Source organism: Cupriavidus sp. MPR-AND1C, from assembly GCF_058809705.1.
The window spans coordinates 63,881-81,619 of record NZ_JBXASU010000005.1 but is presented as its reverse complement, the minus strand read 5'-3'; the positions used below and the strand labels follow the sequence as shown (position 1 = coordinate 81,619).

At 62.4% G+C, this 17,739-nt stretch carries 16 protein-coding genes and 2 tRNA genes; 6 read left to right on the top strand and 12 right to left on the bottom strand.

Annotated elements, in window-relative coordinates:
- Positions 1 to 5: 5 nt before the first annotated feature.
- From AC1RWI_RS04945 to AC1RWI_RS04935, 3 genes are all read right to left on the bottom strand, one after another.
- Complete coding sequence (locus tag AC1RWI_RS04945; protein WP_492864870.1) at positions 6 to 380, bottom strand: hypothetical protein; 375 nt, start codon at positions 378 to 380, stop codon at positions 6 to 8.
- Between the two features lie 37 nt (positions 381 to 417).
- On the bottom strand, positions 418 to 825 hold the full coding sequence (locus AC1RWI_RS04940; RefSeq protein WP_492864868.1) for a hypothetical protein: 408 nt from the start codon (positions 823 to 825) through the stop codon (positions 418 to 420).
- Positions 826 to 1,592: 767 nt separating this feature from the next.
- Positions 1,593 to 1,922 (bottom strand): hypothetical protein, encoded by a 330-nt coding sequence (locus AC1RWI_RS04935; protein WP_492864866.1) that lies wholly within the window; start codon positions 1,920 to 1,922, stop codon positions 1,593 to 1,595.
- Positions 1,923 to 2,381: 459 nt separating this feature from the next.
- On the opposite strand from AC1RWI_RS04935, the gene AC1RWI_RS04930 reads away from it, so the two are divergent.
- Positions 2,382 to 2,828: a helix-turn-helix domain-containing protein gene (locus AC1RWI_RS04930; protein WP_492864864.1), complete on the top strand. Its 447-nt coding sequence runs from the start codon at positions 2,382 to 2,384 to the stop codon at positions 2,826 to 2,828.
- Between the two features lie 292 nt (positions 2,829 to 3,120).
- Here the strand turns inward: AC1RWI_RS04930 and AC1RWI_RS04925 are convergent.
- Positions 3,121 to 3,194, bottom strand: a tRNA-Arg gene (locus AC1RWI_RS04925).
- A 254-nt stretch (positions 3,195 to 3,448) separates the two neighbouring features.
- The gene (locus tag AC1RWI_RS04920) at positions 3,449 to 4,666 is read right to left on the bottom strand and encodes a GGDEF domain-containing protein (RefSeq protein ID WP_043347560.1); all 1,218 of its coding nucleotides are present in this window, start codon (positions 4,664 to 4,666) and stop codon (positions 3,449 to 3,451) included.
- A 395-nt stretch (positions 4,667 to 5,061) separates the two neighbouring features.
- On the opposite strand from AC1RWI_RS04920, the gene AC1RWI_RS04915 reads away from it, so the two are divergent.
- The 4 genes from AC1RWI_RS04915 (at position 5,062) to AC1RWI_RS04900 (ending at position 7,994) form a co-directional block, all read left to right on the top strand.
- Positions 5,062 to 5,138: transfer RNA gene (locus AC1RWI_RS04915), tRNA-Pro, on the top strand.
- A gap of 752 nt (positions 5,139 to 5,890) precedes the next feature.
- Positions 5,891 to 6,112 (top strand): translation initiation factor IF-1, encoded by a 222-nt coding sequence (gene infA, locus AC1RWI_RS04910; protein ID WP_006157708.1) that lies wholly within the window; start codon positions 5,891 to 5,893, stop codon positions 6,110 to 6,112.
- 413 nt (positions 6,113 to 6,525) lie between these two features.
- Entirely contained in the window at positions 6,526 to 7,002 is a 477-nt protein-coding gene (locus tag AC1RWI_RS04905) for a SixA phosphatase family protein (protein WP_043347564.1), read from the top strand.
- A gap of 137 nt (positions 7,003 to 7,139) precedes the next feature.
- Entirely contained in the window at positions 7,140 to 7,994 is an 855-nt protein-coding gene (locus AC1RWI_RS04900) for a GNAT family N-acetyltransferase (RefSeq protein WP_082054896.1), read from the top strand.
- Positions 7,995 to 8,077: 83 nt separating this feature from the next.
- Here AC1RWI_RS04900 and ppx read toward each other — a convergent pair whose 3' ends face one another.
- Complete coding sequence (gene ppx, locus AC1RWI_RS04895; RefSeq protein WP_043347570.1) at positions 8,078 to 9,610, bottom strand: exopolyphosphatase; 1,533 nt, start codon at positions 9,608 to 9,610, stop codon at positions 8,078 to 8,080.
- Positions 9,611 to 9,755: 145 nt separating this feature from the next.
- On the opposite strand from ppx, the gene ppk1 reads away from it, so the two are divergent.
- A complete protein-coding gene (gene ppk1 / locus AC1RWI_RS04890; RefSeq protein WP_492864861.1) occupies positions 9,756 to 11,879 on the top strand; it encodes a polyphosphate kinase 1 in 2,124 nt (707 codons plus the stop codon).
- A gap of 71 nt (positions 11,880 to 11,950) precedes the next feature.
- On the opposite strand, the gene phoR is transcribed toward ppk1, so the two are convergent.
- The 6 genes from phoR to pstC form a co-directional block, all read right to left on the bottom strand.
- Positions 11,951 to 13,294 (bottom strand): phosphate regulon sensor histidine kinase PhoR, encoded by a 1,344-nt coding sequence (phoR, locus tag AC1RWI_RS04885; RefSeq protein ID WP_043347574.1) that lies wholly within the window; start codon positions 13,292 to 13,294, stop codon positions 11,951 to 11,953.
- 116 nt (positions 13,295 to 13,410) lie between these two features.
- On the bottom strand, positions 13,411 to 14,118 hold the full coding sequence (gene phoB / locus AC1RWI_RS04880) for a phosphate regulon transcriptional regulator PhoB (protein ID WP_043347578.1): 708 nt from the start codon (positions 14,116 to 14,118) through the stop codon (positions 13,411 to 13,413).
- A 23-nt stretch (positions 14,119 to 14,141) separates the two neighbouring features.
- The gene (gene phoU / locus AC1RWI_RS04875) at positions 14,142 to 14,846 is read right to left on the bottom strand and encodes a phosphate signaling complex protein PhoU (RefSeq protein WP_441636912.1); all 705 of its coding nucleotides are present in this window, start codon (positions 14,844 to 14,846) and stop codon (positions 14,142 to 14,144) included.
- A 55-nt stretch (positions 14,847 to 14,901) separates the two neighbouring features.
- The gene (gene pstB / locus AC1RWI_RS04870; protein ID WP_043347586.1) at positions 14,902 to 15,690 is read right to left on the bottom strand and encodes a phosphate ABC transporter ATP-binding protein PstB; all 789 of its coding nucleotides are present in this window, start codon (positions 15,688 to 15,690) and stop codon (positions 14,902 to 14,904) included.
- 53 nt (positions 15,691 to 15,743) lie between these two features.
- Positions 15,744 to 16,631 carry a phosphate ABC transporter permease PstA gene (gene pstA, locus AC1RWI_RS04865; protein WP_419188858.1) on the bottom strand — a complete coding sequence of 296 codons (888 nt, stop codon included), beginning with the start codon at positions 16,629 to 16,631 and terminating at the stop codon, positions 15,744 to 15,746.
- Positions 16,632 to 16,642: 11 nt separating this feature from the next.
- Positions 16,643 to 17,608, bottom strand: a complete 966-nt coding sequence (gene pstC / locus AC1RWI_RS04860) for a phosphate ABC transporter permease PstC (RefSeq protein ID WP_043347594.1) — start codon at positions 17,606 to 17,608, stop codon at positions 16,643 to 16,645.
- Between the last annotated feature and the right edge of the window lie 131 nt (positions 17,609 to 17,739).

Here is a 17,739-nt window from a genome sequence, read left to right as displayed (position 1 = left end):
ATGGCTCATTTCAAGTTCTCCAAGTCTTCGAATCCATCCAGTGTGGTTTTGTATGCCTGGCGCATCTGCTCGACGATCCAATCGACTTCTAGCCGGCCCAGTTGCCAGGCGGTCTGCTTGTTGCGCACGCCACGTTCCACCCAGTCGAGCAGTTCGTCCTGGCTTCGGGCGGGAGGTTCGACAGCCTTGCGACGACAATACACGGCGAGTTGCTTGACCAGATCCAGGCACATTACATAGCGCTCCGCCCGCTCTGCTTCGGTCAGTCCGACGACAAATCTTCCGTGGATCATCCGGCCAGCAAACTTCGCTTGTGCGCCGGCGACGCTCGCCGGGAACGCCACCCGCGGAAAATCGTCGGGCACCTTGGCGTCGCTCATTTCTCAATGGTCTCGACAGTCATTCATCGCTCGGGATTCACTCAATGACGGCGAGACATTGCTTGTCCGCTAGCGTGGGCAGGTCACCCCAATAGGGAATCAACTCGCCGCGATCGTTGCGGAACGCGAATCGCCGGACAGCGGCGTCATGGCTCTGGTACTGCCAGATCTCACGCACACGTTCGGTGGTGCCGCCGCGAATCAAATGCACGGTGGCGCCGACACGGTGTTGAGGCAGCAGAGTGTCCCACGCCTCCAGTAGCGATTCAAACGACCCAATGACGTAGGTCGTAATGAGCTCCAGCGGCTCCAGGGACGCCGGGTAAAGCTGAAGCACCAGCAACGGACTGACGGGCGCGGCAGCGACAACACGCCACGGCAGATAGGGAGGCACCGAATCCTGACCGCTTGCCCGGTCCAGCCACATCTCTTTCGTTAACAACATACATCTACCCATTCGCAAAAAAAGGAGGCGTCCCCAAGCCATAACCCCGTCAGCACGGCGGGACGGGGCAGACCTGTCGCACCTGGCTGCCGGAAAAACAACGAAAGAAGTCCCAACGATTCCTCCGGTCTGAATAACCGAGGACGGGCGCTATGGTTCGCCAGGTTCTCATCCATCGGTACGCGCCATCCATCGGGGGCAAGTAACGCGCAATCACCCTCGCCCTCATCGCGCCGCAGTGCGCGAGGCCGTTAGGTCGCGCTTGCGCCCCTCCGATAGCGGGCCGTGACGTCGGTCCAGTGCTTGACATCGTTGACCTGACACCAGGCTTCCCATACATACCAGGCCTCGCTGGTCGAGAGACCAGGGGTCTCGTGCAAGACGTAGATTCGCCCGCTTGCCGTCTCGCACCGCATGGCCCTCGCGTCAAAGCGGGCAATGGTGCTACTCACCTGTCCGGTACCGCTGTCGAGATCGATGCCGACCAAATGATGCTCACCCCGATCTGTCTCCACAACGCTCCACCCACCCAGATCAAACTTCGGCTTGCTTGCCAAGGAACCGGTCCCCCAAAGCATGCACTGTCCTCCTATGCAAGATCGAACACCGGCCAAAGGCAAACATGAGTGCCCCTATGCCGTTTACCGACCACCATTGAGAAAGCTCTCCCACTCGCATAGGTGAGCACAGTCCAGTGGATCTGGAACGTCGCTGACGATTGCCCGTGTCTCGTAGCGGATGTGGTTGACGAAAAATGTACGGGCCGGTTAGGGAATCTCACGCAACCGAACATACGCAGCGCAAGACACCCCTGAGCGATGGATCGGTACGTCAGGGACTGTCGGCCGCTTCGGCAGTGCCTCTTCGCCCGTCAGGGCCACGGCAATCTCCCGGGCTACCAGATCCCAGATGCTCCCCGACCAGCGCGGATAGTCCTTGAGTTCCCCCGTATAGACATCTTCCAGGAGATCCTCGTTCATGCCGATGGAATAGTCGGCCAGCGCCCCCGACCGTTCAAGGGCGATGTCCGCAGCGGCCAGCGTGCGGCGGCCCGATTCGCGACCGCCAGGAAATAGCTCGACGGTGACGCGCAGCAAAGTACTCTTCCTTCGAATCTCAATCAATGAACGGTTGATTGGCGAGCATGACGCTTGCATTGAGGATGCATGCCCGCCAATCACTTCAAGCCACTTCCCTGCGCCGTTGAAGCTGGTCCACTCCCCATGCATACCAGGCATGCCTTGCACAAAAACCACCTTCCTTTTGGCAACCGATAAACTCGGACGCTACTCGTCGCGACTTGTTTCATGCCCGCATAAAGGCGATTGATCGCGCCACTGACGCTGCCAAGCCTGGCAACGACGCTGCATCCGACCAGATCCAAGAGGCGCCGGCCACAATCTCAATGCCTTTAGCAAGCAAAGTCTGAAAAGGCATTGTAGTCATTTGCGTTGTAACTGTAAATGACTACAACTATTACGACGACAACTTATATGCTGTAGACGTAAGAGTTGTAATCATGGATATATCGTCACTTTAGAGTCGACGACTGGTCCATGCCCTCGCTGCGTCAAACGTTCGCAAATAATCTAAGGAAGTACAGGCAGCTACGCGAGTTGTCCCAGGAAGATGTCGCAGAGATTGCCGGAGGGGACAGGACTTCGATCAGCCGTATCGAGCGAGTCGCGCCAAACCTTGCTCTCGATAAGGTCATACTGCTTGCGAAAGCGCTGGACGTAAGCGCCGCGCAGATGCTCACGGAAGACCCTGCGGCACGACGGACAGATCCTCCCCCTCGTTTCAAAGAGGTAAGGAGGATTGGAGACGCGGTGCGGGCGTGCCGTTTGGAAAGCGGCTTGTCTCAACGCGAATTGGGCGACCTCGCAGGTCTGGACCGCAACCACATTTCGCGGGTCGAGACCGACACGACAAATCTTGCTCTCGACACACTGGAAAAGATTACCGATGCGTTAGGCGTTTCGGTTGACCGGCTCGTGCAGTAGATTTGGCGCAAGGAATTTGGCGATATCAGCGGGCTTGCCCCGGATTCGCTAAGCCGTTTGAGCGCGGCTGGCTGAAATTATGATCGGCTAATGCGGCGCAAATGCCACTTTCGACCTTTCAAGCTTGCTGCCTTTGGTAAGCCGTTGTGCGAGAAGCGACTTGCACATTTGGCGGGCTCAAAAGCTGGGCCTACGCATTGGATTCTTCCACTCGGGAATCCATACACCCTCATAACTCCGGCTAAGATCGGGCGGAAGAAATTCCCGTAACCCATTGATAAATAAGGGAAAATCCGCCCTGCACGATTCGAACGCGCGACCGCTCGCTTAGAAGGCGAGTGCTCTATCCAACTGAGCTAAGGGCGGCCAGAAAGCCACAAAAATTCTACCGACAAATACGCAACTACACGCGCCCCCACATAAGAACGTGTGACCGCTCGCTTAGAAGGCGAGTGCTCTATCCAACTGAGCTAAGGGCGGACAGGAAGAACTACCGAAATGCAGAGGACTTGGCATGCCGCTGAACGTGCTGCTGCGCGCTTGGCATGCGAAGCCCGGTATTCTACCTCAGCCCTGCGGCCGATCCTACCGTGTTGGCGTGGGGCCTGGCATATCCCGGCTCAGGATGCCTGCGAAACCCGCATTCGCGGCGGCGTCGCCATGCCGGCAAGCCGCTCGATGGGCTGCGTGGACACACAGTTGCGCCCCATGGTCTTGGCATCGTAGAGGGCATTGTCGGCGCGGCGCATGAGCGTATCCGCCCCCTCCCCCGGCAGCCGCTCTGCCATGCCGATGCTTACCGTGTAGGAAATCGCATCCGGCTCGGACGGGCACGGTGTGGTGCGCACCAGCGCGCTCAGGCGCAGGCTGATGGCCCGGCCCTGGTCCAGCGCGGTGTTGGGCATCACGATGCCAAACTCTTCCCCACCCAACCGGCCGACGAAATCGTCCGCGCGCACGGTCTTGCGCAGCAAGCCGCTGAAATGGCGCAGCACGCTGTCGCCGGCCAGATGGCCATAGAGATCGTTGATGGCCTTGAAATGATCCAGGTCGATGAACGCCACGGTCAGCGGGCGTTGCTGGCGGTCCGCTTGCTTGCAGGCCTCTTCCAGCGCCTCCCAGTAGGGCCCGCGCGACAGGACGTCGGTCAGGTCGTCATAGCTGGCGCGGCGCTCCAGACGCCGGCGCAGGCTATCGTGGGCAAGCAGCGCAAAGCTCACGGCCAGGCTGACAATGCCAAAGGCGTGCAGGACGGCAAAGGTTTCCCTGGACGGGCGCTTTGCCAGCCAGGCAAGGCCAGCGGGAAGCAGCCTGAGGTCAATGGCTTGATAGAGGCCCATGGCCGCGCAAGCGAGCGCGATCAGCCCGAGCGACAGCGCCGCCAGGCGGCCGGTGCCGCGCTTGGCGCGCACTTGCGGCGCCACCACGCGCAGCAACAACAGCGGAAGATAGGTATTGGCCAGGATAAAGACGAGCGCCGGTTCTGCCGGCGACACGCCCGCCCAATCGAAGTAGGCGGCGTTGGCCAGCACGGCAAGGTTCAGCAAGCAGAGCGCAACCGCACCCCCGCGCTTGCCGAAAAAGCGGCGCGTGCCGTAGACCATCGAGGACAAAGCCGCCGTCATGACCAGATCCACCAGATTGAGCGTAAGCCATTCCGGCAAATAGTCCTGCGCAGCGAGCAAGACGGTGGCTGCGGTGACCAGCAACGCGCCGGCCACCCAAGAATTCAAACCGGCGCGGCCCATGCCGGGTGTGCGCTGCAAGACTGCGAACACCACCGCCATCTGCAACCCGAATAGGCCGGCGACCAGCACACTAACCTGCGACTGAAACATGATTTCCCCGTCCAACTTGGCAGGCAGCGTTCCGTCACGCCACCATGCGCCCCGGGACCCGCGCGGACCCGAGGTTTTCGCCATTCTTTCTTTTTAAGCATCTGACCGTCTTCATGCACCCCGGCGGACAGGGGCTGGGCCTCGCGATCGTGGCGAGGGCACTCTTATTCTCATGTTCGGCGCCAGTCCCGCAAGCGGCACGGATTGCCGCGCCTGACCGGGCGCGGGGCCTGGCCGCTGCGGTGTGCGGATTATGTCAGCGCTTGCGACCAAGTCAAGCGAACCTTTTATCCATCAAATGCTGAGGCGCCCCCCACATCGGGCGGCGCCTCGCTTGGCCGATGCAAAAGTAAAATTTGACCCCGGCCCCGCCGCCAGGCTACAATCCACGGCTTCGGGGCGTAGCGCAGCCTGGTAGCGCATCTGATTTGGGATCAGAGGGTCGCATGTTCGAATCATGTCGCCCCGACCAGTATTTAGCAATAAGATCAAAGGCTTAGACCGTAAGGTCTAAGCCTTTTTTTGTCACCTGAATTTGTCCGGGCCAGTGCCGGCCACTGCGCCGGGCGCCCACCTCACTGCACCGCAACCCAATGGCAATGCCATGAATATGGGATCCCCTGCGGGCTTGAAACACAGACACTGGCAGCGGGCGGGGCCGCGAGCCGCCCGCACCACTTTCAAGCCCGCACCCCACCCGGCGGCGGGCTTTTTCTCTTGTTTTCGCGGCCATATCCGGGTAAGGCGACCGAGCGCGCGCCACGCCTCAACTGCACACCCATGATATAATCGCGCGTTAGCCCGGGGTTTATGCAGCATGCCCTGTAACCGGGCGCTCTTGCCGAGAAATGCAGCCATCACACTGCAGCGCAGTATCCAGCGCGGTTCGGCAAGCCACCGGGAACATCTTGCCCGCTTCATTGCCCCCGCGCCTATCACGGTAGCACGGCCGCATTGGCTTGGGCCGCAACCGGCAAGGCAATCGGCCGGGCACTGACGCGCCCCCTGGCGATTCCCTAACGTGGACTTTTTGCACGCGCTTTTTTGCCGTGCCGGTCCGGGTCAGCTTGCCTCCCGCAACTTCAAGGCGCAACCAAGCAAGCCGGCGCTTGTCACTGCTGGCACCCGGACCTCGCGAGCATGCAGGCATGCCGGCATGCCGGCGCTCGCCTCACCGGATTTACCTAAATTCATGCAGCCCAAGGCTGCCGCAAAGGAAGAAGATTGGCTAAGGAAGAACTTATCGAATTTGGCGGTGTTGTCTCGGAAGCCCTGCCGGACAATCGTTACCGCGTGACGCTGGAAAACGGCGTGGAAATCTGGGCCTATGCCTCGGGCAAGATGCAGAAGCACCGCATCCGCATTCTGGCTGGTGACCGCGTGACGCTGGAAATGTCGCCCTACGATCTGACCAAGGGCCGCATCAACTTCCGCCACAAAGTCTGATCGTCTTCCACACTCGCCCCCCCCGGCGAGCGTTGCGCCAGACCGCATTCCAGGGCACCGCATCGCGGCGGTCCCGCCCTGGGAAACATCTGGCCATTGCCACCTGCGCGCATCGTGCATACGCGGCTCCAGTGAAACAATCATGATGGCTATTCCATCCTGACGCCTCAGGCCTGGAGCACTGGTCGATGCCGATGGCTTGCCGGCCATCGCACCCCAATCGCTTCACCCCAGGCTGCCGCAGCTTCCGCCATGTATGGCTCGCCACATGCGTGTCATTTGGCAGTGCCATGCTGCGTTCCCGCCCGGTGTTTGCCCGTCTTGCACGCACCTGCGCGCGTGGCCATACTCGACATATCCATTTCCCGTTTCCCCCCTTCCCTTTTCCCCTTTAGCTTGAGCACACCGCTCTCATGAACCTGATCCTGTGGCGTCATGCCGAAGCCGAGGAGTTGTCTGGCGCGCTTGGCTTTTCCCGCAATGCCGACCTGCAACGCGCCCTGACCAAACGCGGACATAAGCAGGCGGATGCCTCCGCCGCATGGTTGCGCAGCCATCTGCCTCCCGGTACGCGGGTGGTCTGCAGCCCGGCCCTGCGTACGCGCGAAACCGCCGCGGCCCTGCGCGAGAACGCAGAGGTGTTGCCCGAGCTTGCCCCGGGTGCCGATGTCAGCGCGGTGCTGGCCGCGGTCGACTGGCCCCAAGGCGCCGAGCACACCGTGCTGGTCGGGCACCAGCCTTGGCTTGGCCAACTTGCCAGCCTGCTGCTGGCAGGCTCGGAAATGAACTGGAGCGTGCGCAAGAGCGGCATCTGGTGGCTGTCGGGGCGCACGCGCGAAAGTGAATCGCAGGTCGTGTTGCGCGCTGTCATCAATCCGGAATTTCTCTAGCATTTTTTGGCACCCCGCAACGGCGCGGCTTGGCTTTCCGGGCTGCCGTCACCGAACCGTCACGACTGCTTCACGGCACTGTCACCTGCCATCTCTACATTCGACCGCAACAGTTTCGTCACCGAAAGGACATACTGATGCGAGAGCTCCCGACGCCCACCCAGCCGTTGTTCGATTCCCTGCCCAGTGGCCTGTCAGGCCATTCGGCGCGGAGGCGTCTTCATCGCCAGCAACCTGCACAAGCACATGAACAAGCGCATGACCAGCCTGCTTTCAGCGTGGCGTGGGCGCGCCACCAGGATGAAGTAGAAGAAGCGCAGCGCCTGCGCTACAAGGTCTTCGCCGAAGAAATGGGCGCAAGGCTGAACCCGTCGAGGCCTGAACTCGACGTGGATATGTTCGACGCCTATTGCGACCACCTGATCGTGCGCGATACGGCCACGCTCAAGGTGGTCGGCACCTACCGCGTCATGGCGCCCCACCAGGCCAAGCGCATTGGCTGCCTCTATGCCGAGTCGGAATTCGACTTGGTGCGCCTGGCTCACCTGAAGCCCAAGATGGTGGAACTGGGCCGCTCGTGCGTGCACCGCGACTACCGCTCGGGCAGCGTGATCATGGCGCTGTGGGGTGGCCTGGGCGAGTACCTGCAGCGCTGGGGCATCGAGTCGATGCTGGGATGCGCCAGCGTGCCGATGAGCGATGGCGGCCACTATGCGGCCAGCCTGTACCGGGTATTCGCCGAGCGCGCCCTGGCGCCGATCGAATATCACGCGTTCCCGCGCCTGCCTCTGCCGATCGACGAACTCAATCAGACGCTGGACGTAGAGCCGCCGGCGCTGATCAAGGGTTACCTGCGGCTAGGCGCGCGAATTTGCGGCATGCCGGCGTGGGATCCCGACTTCAACGTGGCGGACTTCCTCACGCTGCTGCGCGTCAACGACATGAACCCCCGCTATGCGCGCCACTTCCTTGGGCTGAACCGCGACGCCTGAGCCTGTGCGGGCGCTCGCCGCCCGCATTTGCCTGGCCTGCTGATCGAAGCGGGGGCCGCCATCTGGCCGCCCCCGCGCTTGGCTCAGGCGTACACCACCTTGTAGCGCTTGCCGATGCGCTCCCACTCATCGGCTTCTTGCGCAAGGCTGTATTCGACCAGCGGGTTGGCCTCGATCCAGGCCTTGGGCAAGCGCACCTCGAAACCTTCGTCCAGCGCATCCGAACGCTGGCCCACGGTGATCTCGGGCAGCGGCTCGTCGGCACGGCGCCGGCACAGCACGAACGCCAGGCGCAGGCTGAAGAGCATCCGCCAGTCCAGAAACTTGCCGCTGCCGGAAAGCTTGCCCAGCTTGCCGGCATGCCCGAGCAGCAGCGTTGCCAGCCGTGCCTGGTCGGTCTTCGAGAAGCCCGGCATATCGGCGTGCGTAGCGATGTACGCCGAGTGCTTGTGGTAGCCGCTGTGCGAGATGGTCATGCCGATCTCATGCAGCCCGCCGGCCCAGCCCAACAGTGCCAGATTGTCGTCGCGGCGCTCATTGCGCGGCTCGGGAAACTGCGCCAGCAAACCCAGCGCCGCCTGGCGCACGCGCTGGGCTTGCGCGCGGTCGACGCCATAGCGGCGCATGAACTGATCCACGGTGATGGTACGCATGTCCTCGTGGTGCGTGCGGCCCAGCAGGTCGTACAGCACGCCCAGGCGCAGCGCGCCATCGGTGACGTCCATGCGATCGATGTCGAGCTCGGCGAACACGCCGAGCATGATCGACAGACCACCTGGCAGCACGGGGATACGGTCCGCCTTCAGGCCCACCAGCTTGACGCGGTTGGCGTTCTCGGCCTTGACCAGCGCGCGCTTGAGGCGCTCCAGCCCTTCGCGGGTGATGCCGTGCTCGGCCGGGTTGTCGTTCATGCCGTTGAGCTCGATCAGTTCGGCCAGCGCGCGCGCCGTACCCGACGAACCCACCGCCTGCTGCCAGCCGGCCGCCCGGTACTGGCGCACGAGCACCTGGATCTCCCTGCGCGCGGCCAGTTCCGCCTGCTTCATCGCGTAGTCATCGACATTGCCGCTGGGGAAGAACTGGCGGCTGTGCGAGACGCAGCCGATATAGAGGCTCTCCATCAGCTTGGACGTGTAGCCGCTGCCGATGATGAACTCGGTCGAGCCGCCACCGATATCGACCACCAGCCGGTTGCCCGCACAGGCCGGTGCATCGTGCGAGGCGCCCAGGTAAATCAACCGCGCTTCTTCGCGCCCGGCAATCACCTCAATCGGGAATCCAAGCGCGTGTTCGGCCTCGATCAGGAATTCCGACGCGTTCTTGGCTACCCGCAGCGTATTGGTTGCCACCGCCCGCACCTGGTCAGGGGAGAAATCGCGCAGTCGGTCGCCGAAACGCCGCAAGGCGTCGATGCCACGCCGGCGGGCAGGCTGGTCCAGGTACTTGTCCGGCGTCAGGCCCGCGGCCAGTCGCACCGGCTCGCGCAGCGCATCGACCTGGAATAGCTGGCTGGCCGGCCCGGATGCGGTCAAGCTCTCATCCACCCGCCCGATCATCAGGCGGAAGCTGTTTGAGCCCATGTCGACGGCGGCCAGCAAGCGAGGGGTTTGGTTCATCGCGGTAGGGGAATGTGGGTAAAAGCCGCAAGCCGCGGCATAAATAACGGTGTCGGGCAGTCAGGTTCGCCCAACCGTAGAAAATATGTCTTTATCATGTCTGCATCGTGACAAAATCACATTGTCATCAATTTGACATGATTCTATGAAAAAGTCGCCGCATTACCAAAAGAAGGTCATGCCTATGTCGACAAGCCCACCCGGCACGCTGCTCAACCGCGAAATGGGCATTCTGGAATTCAATACGAGAGTCATGGCACAGGCAGCTGACGCCAGCGTGCCACTGCTCGAACGTCTGAAATTCATCTGTATTGTTTCAAGTAATCTGGACGAGTTCTTCGAGATCCGCATGGCCGGCTTGAAGGAGCAGATGCGTGACAATCCTTCCGGCATCACACCCGACGGCCTTTCCTTGCAGCAGGCATACCAGATTGTCACGGAGCGCGTGCAAAAGCTGGTGACCATGCAGTATGACATGCTGCAAAACGTGATTTTCCCCCTGTTGGAGAAAGAAGGGGTGTTCTTTCACCTCGCCTCCACCTGGAACGAGGCGCAGCGCGAATGGGCTCGCAGCTTCTTCACACGCGAACTCGGCCCGGTCCTGACGCCGATCGCGCTAGACCCGGCCCACCCCTTCCCGCGGGTGCTCAACAAGAGCCTGAATTTCGTCATTGAATTATCGGGCAAGGATGCCTTCGGCCGGGAGGCCGACCTGGCCATCGTGCAGGCGCCCCGCGCGCTGCCGCGCGTAGTCAGGATGCCTGAGGAACTCTCGGGCTATCCCTACGGATTTGTGCTGCTGTCGTCCTTCATGCAAGCCTTCGTGCATGAGCTGTTCCCCGCTATCAAGGTCAACGGCTGCTATCAGTTCCGCGTCACCCGCAACTCTGACCTGTTCGTGTCGGAGGACGATATCACGGACCTGCGCGAGGCACTGCAAGGTGAGCTGCCGACCCGCCACTTTGGCGACACCGTGCGCCTGGAAATCTCGTCCGATACCCCGCCGGCCATGGCGCGCCGCCTGCTGCTCGAATCCGGCCTGGGCGAGCAGGACGTGTACCGCGTGAGCGGCCCGGTCAACCTGGTGCGGCTGATGCAGATCCCCGACCTGGTCGACCGCCCCGCCCTCAAGTACCCGCCGCACGTGCCGGCGCCGGTCAAGGTGTTTGCGCCCGGCGCTTCGATGTTCGACGCGATCCGCCAGCAGGACGTGTTGCTGCACCATCCCTACGAGAGCTTCAGTTCGGTGCTCGACTTGCTGCAGCAGGCCGCCGTCGACCCTGCCGTGGTAGCCATCAAGCAGACCGTCTACCGCACCGGCAACGAGTCGCCGGTGATGGAGGCGTTGATGACCGCGGCGCGCAATGGCAAGGAAGTCACGGTGGTGGTGGAACTGCTGGCGCGCTTTGACGAGGAAACCAACATCAACTGGGCCGAGCGGCTCGAATCCGCCGGCGCGCATGTGGTCTATGGCGTGGTTGGCCACAAGTGCCATGCCAAGATGCTGCTGATGGTGCGCCGCGAACTGGAAGGCGCCAAGAGCAAGCAGTTCAAGCTGCGCCGCTACGCGCACCTGGGCACCGGGAACTATCATCCGCGCACCGCGCGGCTATACACCGATTTCGGCCTGCTCACCGCCAACGAGAAGATCTGCGAGGACGTCCAGCATGTGTTCCAGCTGCTAACGGGCACTGCGGGCACCATCCGCCTGAATCACCTGTGGCAGTCGCCGTTCACCATGCAGAGCAATCTGGTGGAGCATATCCGCGCGGAGGCCCGCAACGCCCGTGCCGGCAAGCCCGCGCGCATCATGGCCAAGATGAATGCGCTGCTGGAACCATCCATCATCGAAGAGCTGTACAAGGCATCGCGCGCTGGCGTGAAGATCGACCTGATCATCCGTGGGGTGTGCGCGCTGCGCCCAGGGGTGCCGGGCCTGTCGGAGCACATCACGGTGCGCTCCATCGTCGGGCGCTTCCTCGAGCATCACCGGGTCTATTACTTCCTGGCCGGCGGCACGGAGGTGGTCTACCTGTCCAGCGCGGACTGGATGGACCGCAACCTGTTCCGTCGCGTCGAGGTGGCATTCCCGGTACTGGACAAAGTACTGAAGGCACGGGTCATCAAGGAGAGCCTGCGGGTGCATCTGCACGACAATGCCTCCGCATGGATCATGCAGTCCGACGGCAGCTACATCCGCAAGCACACCAAGTCCAAGCAGCCGCACGTCAGCCAGAACGACCTGCTGGCCCTGTTCGGCAGCGCCTGAGGGTGGTGAGGTCGGCACGGCGCGCCTCGCGTGCGCCGTGCCATGCACGCCGCCGCGAGCGGGCGGCTCGCTCAGGCCGCCTTCTGCGGCGATTGTCCTGGCCGCGGCAAGGCGCTAGGCATATAGCCGCTGCGATCAACCGGGAAGACCACGCGGAACACGCTGCCGCGCCCCACTTCGCTGGTGATGCGCAGGTCGGCATGGTGGCGCGACAGCACATGCTTGACAATGGCGAGCCCGAGGCCGGTCCCACCGGTGTCGCGCGAACGGCTGCGGTCGACCCGGTAGAAACGCTCGGTGAGGCGCGGGATATGGTCGGCGGCAATGCCCAGGCCCGTATCGGTGACCGAGAAAATGGCGTGCTCATTCTCGTAGCTCAGCGCGATGCTGATGCGCCCGCCCTCCGGTGTATAGCGCACCGCATTGGAAACCAGGTTGCCGAAGGCCGACAGCAGTTCACGCTCCGCACCGCGGATCGTGACGGCCGGATCGATCTGCGCGGAGATCTGGTGCCCGCCCTGGGACAGCGCCTCGGCGTCGTGCACGAGATGCGCAACCAGCTCGGCCAAGTCGATCCGGTCCTGGCTCGGCGGCTGCTCGTCGCTTTCCAGCTTGGCCAGCACCAGCAAGTCCTCGACCAGGTGCTGCATGCGCATGGACTGCACCAGCATCATGTCGAGGTAGCGGTTGCGATCCTGCTCCGACACGGGCAGGTCGCGCACGGTTTCCAGGAAGCCGGTCAGCACCGTCAGTGGCGTCTTCAGTTCGTGGGAGACGTTGGCGACGAAATCCCTGCGCATCGCCTCGGTGTTCTCCAGCTTGGTGATGTCGTGTGTCAGCACCAGCTTGCGGCTTTCGCCGTAAGGCAGGATCTGCACAGCGATCACGCTGCGCTTGTGCTCGCCCATGTCGCGCATCACCAGCGGTTCATCGAAACGCTGCAAGTGCAGGTACTGGACGAATTCCGGCCGCCGGATCAGGTGGGTGATGCGCTGGCGCACGTCGCGCCGCGCATTGAGGCCCAAATGCTGCTCGGCCACATCGTTGCACCATTCGATCTGGTCGGCATCATCCAGCATCAGAACGCCATTGGGCGACGCCTGGATAGCCTGGATAAAGCGGGTATGTTGCTGCTCGACCTGCAACACCTGGGTGCGCCAGCGCTTGACCAGGCGATGCAGGCGGTAATACACCTCGCCCCATAGCCCCAGCGCGCTGGGAATCTCGCCGTAAGCTGGCGCATCCAGCACTTTCCAGAGCCGGTTGATCTGGTAGATGTAATAGAGCAGATGCCCCAGCAACCCGACGCACAGCATGGCCAGCGCGGGCACGGGGCCAAGGAAGAAGTACAGCCCCGCCGAAGCCAGGGCCAGTAGAATCAGGATGGCCGCCGAACGGGCCCAGATGACGTTCATGAAGAAGTGAGAAGGTCAGGCAGGCGGCAAGACCGCATGGAATGCGGTGGAGTGTGCCACGAAACAGGCAAGCTGTAACAGGCGCCACGCCGGAACCGGCGTGGCAATCCTGCCGATCAGTGGCTGGGCGCGCGAGCCAGGCGGTAGCCGCTGCCGCGCACCGTCTCGATCATGTTGCTGTAGCCGCCGGGGGTCAGCGCGGCGCGCAGGCGCTTGATATGCACGTCGACGGTCCGCTCTTCCACGAATACGTGATCACCCCAGACCTGGTCCAGCAACTGCGAACGGCTGTGAACGCGCTCCGGATGCGTCATCAAAAAGTGAAGCAGACGGAACTCGGTAGGACCCAGGTCCAGCTTGATCAGGCCAGATTCATCCTGGCCGGTGACCCGATGCGTGGCCGGGTCAAGGCGCAGGCCATTGATCGCAACGACGTCGTCGGTTAGTTGCGGGGCGCGGCGGCGCAGCACGGCCTTGATGCGGGCCAGCAGTTCCTTGGGCGAGAACGGCTTGGTGACGTAGTCGTCCGCGCCGGCCTCGAGCCCCAGCACCTTGTCCTGCTCCTCGCTGCGCGCGGTAAGCATGATGATCGGAATCTGCTTGGTGCGGTCGTTATTGCGCAGTTCCTTGGCGAAGGTCGCTCCCGACTTGCCCGGGAGCATCCAGTCGAGCAGCACCAGGTCCGGCAGCACGTCGCTCATCAGCGACAGCGCCTGCTCGGCGTTATAGGCCCGGATCGGATAATGTCCCGCGTGTTGCAGGTTGACCGCGATCAGCTCGGCAATCGCGGGTTCGTCTTCGACAACAAGAATGCTGCTTGGCATGTAATTTTCTCCGCGGTGGCGCCTTAACTCAGCGCTTCGCGCTCCATGTCCTCACGCGAGGCGTGGCGGACGTCGGTTCCCTTGACGATGTAGATGATGAATTCAGCGATGTTCTTGGCGTGGTCGCCAATGCGCTCGATCGCCTTGGCGATAAAGAGGAAATCCAGCGCGACCGAGATCGTGCGCGGGTCTTCCATCATATAGGTGATGAGCTTGCGCACGAACGCACGGAATTCGTCGTCGATGGCCTTGTCGTCCTTGACGATCCGGGCGGCAGCCACGGTGTCCAGGCGCGCAAAGGCATCGAGTGCCTGGCGCAGCAGCGCGATCGCCAGATCACCCGAGAGTTTCACCTCGGAGTAATTGATCTGGTGGGCACCGGCGTCTTCCATGATGTGCTTGGTGCGCTTGGCGATTTTCTCCGCCTCGTCGCCGGCGCGCTCCAGGTTGGTGATGGTCTTGGAAATCGCCATCACCAGGCGCAGGTCGCGCGCGGTCGGTTGCCGGCGCGCGATGATGTTGCCGCAATCGGCATCGATCTCGAGTTCCAGGGCATTCAGGTGGTGCTCGCGCGCGATGACCTGATCGGCCAGGCCCGCGTCGAACTCCGAAAGCGCCCGCATGGCGTTCTCGATCTGCGACTCGACCAGACCGCCCATCTGCAGCAGTTTCGTGCTGATGGCGTTGAGGTCGGCGTCGAATTGGGTCGACAGATGCTTGTCAGACATGTTGTTCTCCTAGCCGCTCTATTCGTATGCTATGCGCTATGTGCGTAACGCTCAATCAGCCGAAACGGCCGGTGATGTAGTCTTCAGTTTCCTTGCGATGCGGCTTGATGAAGATCTTCTCGGTCTCGCCGAACTCGATCAGTTCACCCAGGTACATATACGCGGTGTAGTCCGAGCAGCGCGCGGCTTGCTGCATGTTGTGGGTCACGATCACCACTGTGTACTCGTCCTTCAGTTCCGCGATCAGTTCTTCGATGCGGCCGGTCGAGATCGGGTCAAGTGCGGAGCACGGCTCATCCAGCAACAGCACTTCGGGCCGGATGGCGATGCCGCGCGCGATGCACAGGCGCTGCTGCTGGCCGCCGGACAGGCCGTAGCCCGACTGGTTGAGCTTGTCCTTGGCTTCGTTCCACAGCGCCGCCTTGGACAGTGCCCATTCCACGCGGTCATCCATCTCGGAGCGTGACAGTTTCTCGAACAGGCGCACTCCAAAGGCGATATTGTCATAGATCGACATGGGGAACGGCGTGGGCTTCTGGAACACCATGCCAACTTTGGCGCGCAGCAGAGCGATGTCTTTCTTGGCCGTCAGCAGGTTCTCGCCATCCATGTTGATCTCGCCCTCGGCACGCTGCTCCGGATAGAGCGCGTACATCTTGTTGAAGGTGCGCAACAGGGTCGACTTGCCGCAACCGGACGGACCAATGAAGGCCGTTACCTTGCGCTCGGGAATCGACATGTTGACGTTCTTCAGCGCATGGAACTGGCCGTAGTAGAAGTTCAGGTTGCGCACGTCGATCTTGGCGCGGGTCGTGTCGGGAATGTCGATGACGGTCGAGGTCATGCTCGTCTCTCGCAAAGAATTTGAGGTAAGCCGTGCGGCTATCGCGCTGCCGGTCATTTCTTGAACAGCATGCGCGCCAGGATATTGAGCGCCAGCACACCAACGGTAATCAGGAACACGCCGGCCCAGGCCAGTTGCTGCCACTCGACGAATGGGCTCATGGCGAAGCGGAAGATGGTCACCGGCAGGTTCGCCATCGGCTTGTTCAGGTCGCTGGTCCAGAACTGGTTGGACAAGGCCGTGAACAGCAGCGGCGCGGTCTCGCCGGCGATACGCGCAACCGCCAGCAGCACGCCGGTGACGATGCCTGCATACGATGACTTCACCGTGATCGACAGCACCATCTTCCACTTGGGCGTGCCGAGCGCAAAGGCGGCCTCGCGCAGCGCGTTGGGGACCAGGTTCAGCATGTTCTCGGTCGTGCGCACCACGATCGGAATCTGCAGCAACGCCAGCGCGCAGATGCCGGCCCAAGCGGAGAAATGGCCCATGCGGGTCACCACCAGCGCGTAGACGAACAGGCCGATCACAATCGACGGCGCCGACAGCAGGATGTCGTTGATAAAGCGGATGAAACTGGCCAGCGGCGACGTTTTGCCGTATTCGGCCAGGTAGATACCAGCCAGGATGCCCAAGGGCGTTCCGCACAGCGTGGCGAAACCCACCATCACGAAGCTGCCGTAGATTGCATTGGCCAAGCCGCCGCCGGCGGTATTCGGCGCCGGCGTCATCTGCGTGAACAGGTCCATCGACAGGCCGCCCACTCCCAGCGAAATGGTGGTCCACAGGATCCAGGCCAGCCAGAACAGGCCGAACCCCATGGCGCCCAGCGACGCGGTCAGGGCATAGAAGTTGGTGCGGCGGCGCCGTGCCTGCAGGCGCGTGCGCGTGGCATCCGCATCCGGACTGACTGCCGGAATCGACGTAGAGGAGGAGGACATGGCGGCTTGGTTCATTTTGCACCCTCGCTCTTGGCCAAGCGGAGCAACAGGATCTTGGACAGCGCCAGGACCACGAACGTGATGAAGAACAGGATCAGGCCAAGCTCCATCAGCGCAGCGGTATGCAGGCCAGCGCCGGCTTCGGCGAACTCATTGGCCAGCGCCGACGTGATGCTGTTGCCCGGCGAGAACAGCGAGGCGTTGTCCAGCAGGTTGGTATTGCCGATCACGAAGGTGACCGCCATGGTCTCGCCCAGCGCGCGGCCAAGGCCCAGCATCACGCCGCCGATCACGCCGGCACGGGTGAAGGGCAGCACCACGCGCCACATCACTTCCCACGTGGTGCAGCCGATGCCATAGGCCGATTCCTTGAGCAACACCGGGGTAACTTCGAACACATCGCGCATCACGGACGCGATGTAGGGAATGATCATGATCGCCAGGATCACGCCGGCGCACAGCAGGCCGATGCCCAGGGGCGCCCCCTGGAACAGCTTGCCGATCAGCGGCACCTGGCCCACGGTGGCGGCCAGCGGCTTCTGGAAGTACTCGCCGAAGATCGGCGAGAACACCAGCAGGCCCCACATGCCGTAGACGATCGAGGGTACGGCGGCCAGCAATTCGATGGCGGTGCCGAGCGGGCGGCGCAGCCAGGCCGGCGACAGCTCGGTCAGGAACAGCGCGATGCCAAAGCTGATGGGCACCGCGATGATCAGGGCGATCAGGGAGGTGACGATGGTGCCGTAGATCGGCACCAGCGCGCCATAGACGTCCGCGGGTGGATCCCACTCTGCGGTCCACAGGAAGCGCAGGCCGAAGGCCTCGATGGAAGGCCAGGCGCTGATTGCGAGCGACACGATGATGCCGCCAAGCAGCAGCAAGGTCACGATGGCGGCGCCGCGCGTCAGGCCACCAAACAGGATGTCACCGGTACGGCTAGGCGGCCGTACTGCGGATAGATCGGATGTAGTCGCCATGATGTGGTATTGGAGTTCGTTTAGTAGGCGGCTGGCCGCGCCGAGCGCTCGGGCCAATCTGCCCCTTGCATTGCGTCGTGCTTGCCCGCGCGGGTTGCCGCGTTTGCTGCGCTGCTTCTACTGCTGCATCT

Coding starts and splice junctions, on each gene's coding strand:
- AC1RWI_RS04945 (WP_492864870.1), bottom strand. CDS start 380: ATGAGCGACGCCAAGGTGCCCGACGATTTTCCGCGGGTGGCGTTCCCG.
- AC1RWI_RS04940 (WP_492864868.1), bottom strand. CDS start 825: ATGTTGTTAACGAAAGAGATGTGGCTGGACCGGGCAAGCGGTCAGGAT.
- AC1RWI_RS04930 (WP_492864864.1), top strand. CDS start 2,382: ATGCCCTCGCTGCGTCAAACGTTCGCAAATAATCTAAGGAAGTACAGG.
- AC1RWI_RS04920 (WP_043347560.1), bottom strand. CDS start 4,666: ATGTTTCAGTCGCAGGTTAGTGTGCTGGTCGCCGGCCTATTCGGGTTG.
- AC1RWI_RS04905 (WP_043347564.1), top strand. CDS start 6,526: ATGAACCTGATCCTGTGGCGTCATGCCGAAGCCGAGGAGTTGTCTGGC.
- AC1RWI_RS04900 (WP_082054896.1), top strand. CDS start 7,140: ATGCGAGAGCTCCCGACGCCCACCCAGCCGTTGTTCGATTCCCTGCCC.
- ppx (WP_043347570.1), bottom strand. CDS start 9,610: ATGAACCAAACCCCTCGCTTGCTGGCCGCCGTCGACATGGGCTCAAAC.
- ppk1 (WP_492864861.1), top strand. CDS start 9,756: ATGAAAAAGTCGCCGCATTACCAAAAGAAGGTCATGCCTATGTCGACA.
- phoR (WP_043347574.1), bottom strand. CDS start 13,294: ATGAACGTCATCTGGGCCCGTTCGGCGGCCATCCTGATTCTACTGGCC.
- phoB (WP_043347578.1), bottom strand. CDS start 14,118: ATGCCAAGCAGCATTCTTGTTGTCGAAGACGAACCCGCGATTGCCGAG.
- phoU (WP_441636912.1), bottom strand. CDS start 14,846: ATGTCTGACAAGCATCTGTCGACCCAATTCGACGCCGACCTCAACGCC.
- pstB (WP_043347586.1), bottom strand. CDS start 15,690: ATGACCTCGACCGTCATCGACATTCCCGACACGACCCGCGCCAAGATC.
- pstA (WP_419188858.1), bottom strand. CDS start 16,631: ATGTCCTCCTCCTCTACGTCGATTCCGGCAGTCAGTCCGGATGCGGAT.
- pstC (WP_043347594.1), bottom strand. CDS start 17,608: ATGGCGACTACATCCGATCTATCCGCAGTACGGCCGCCTAGCCGTACC.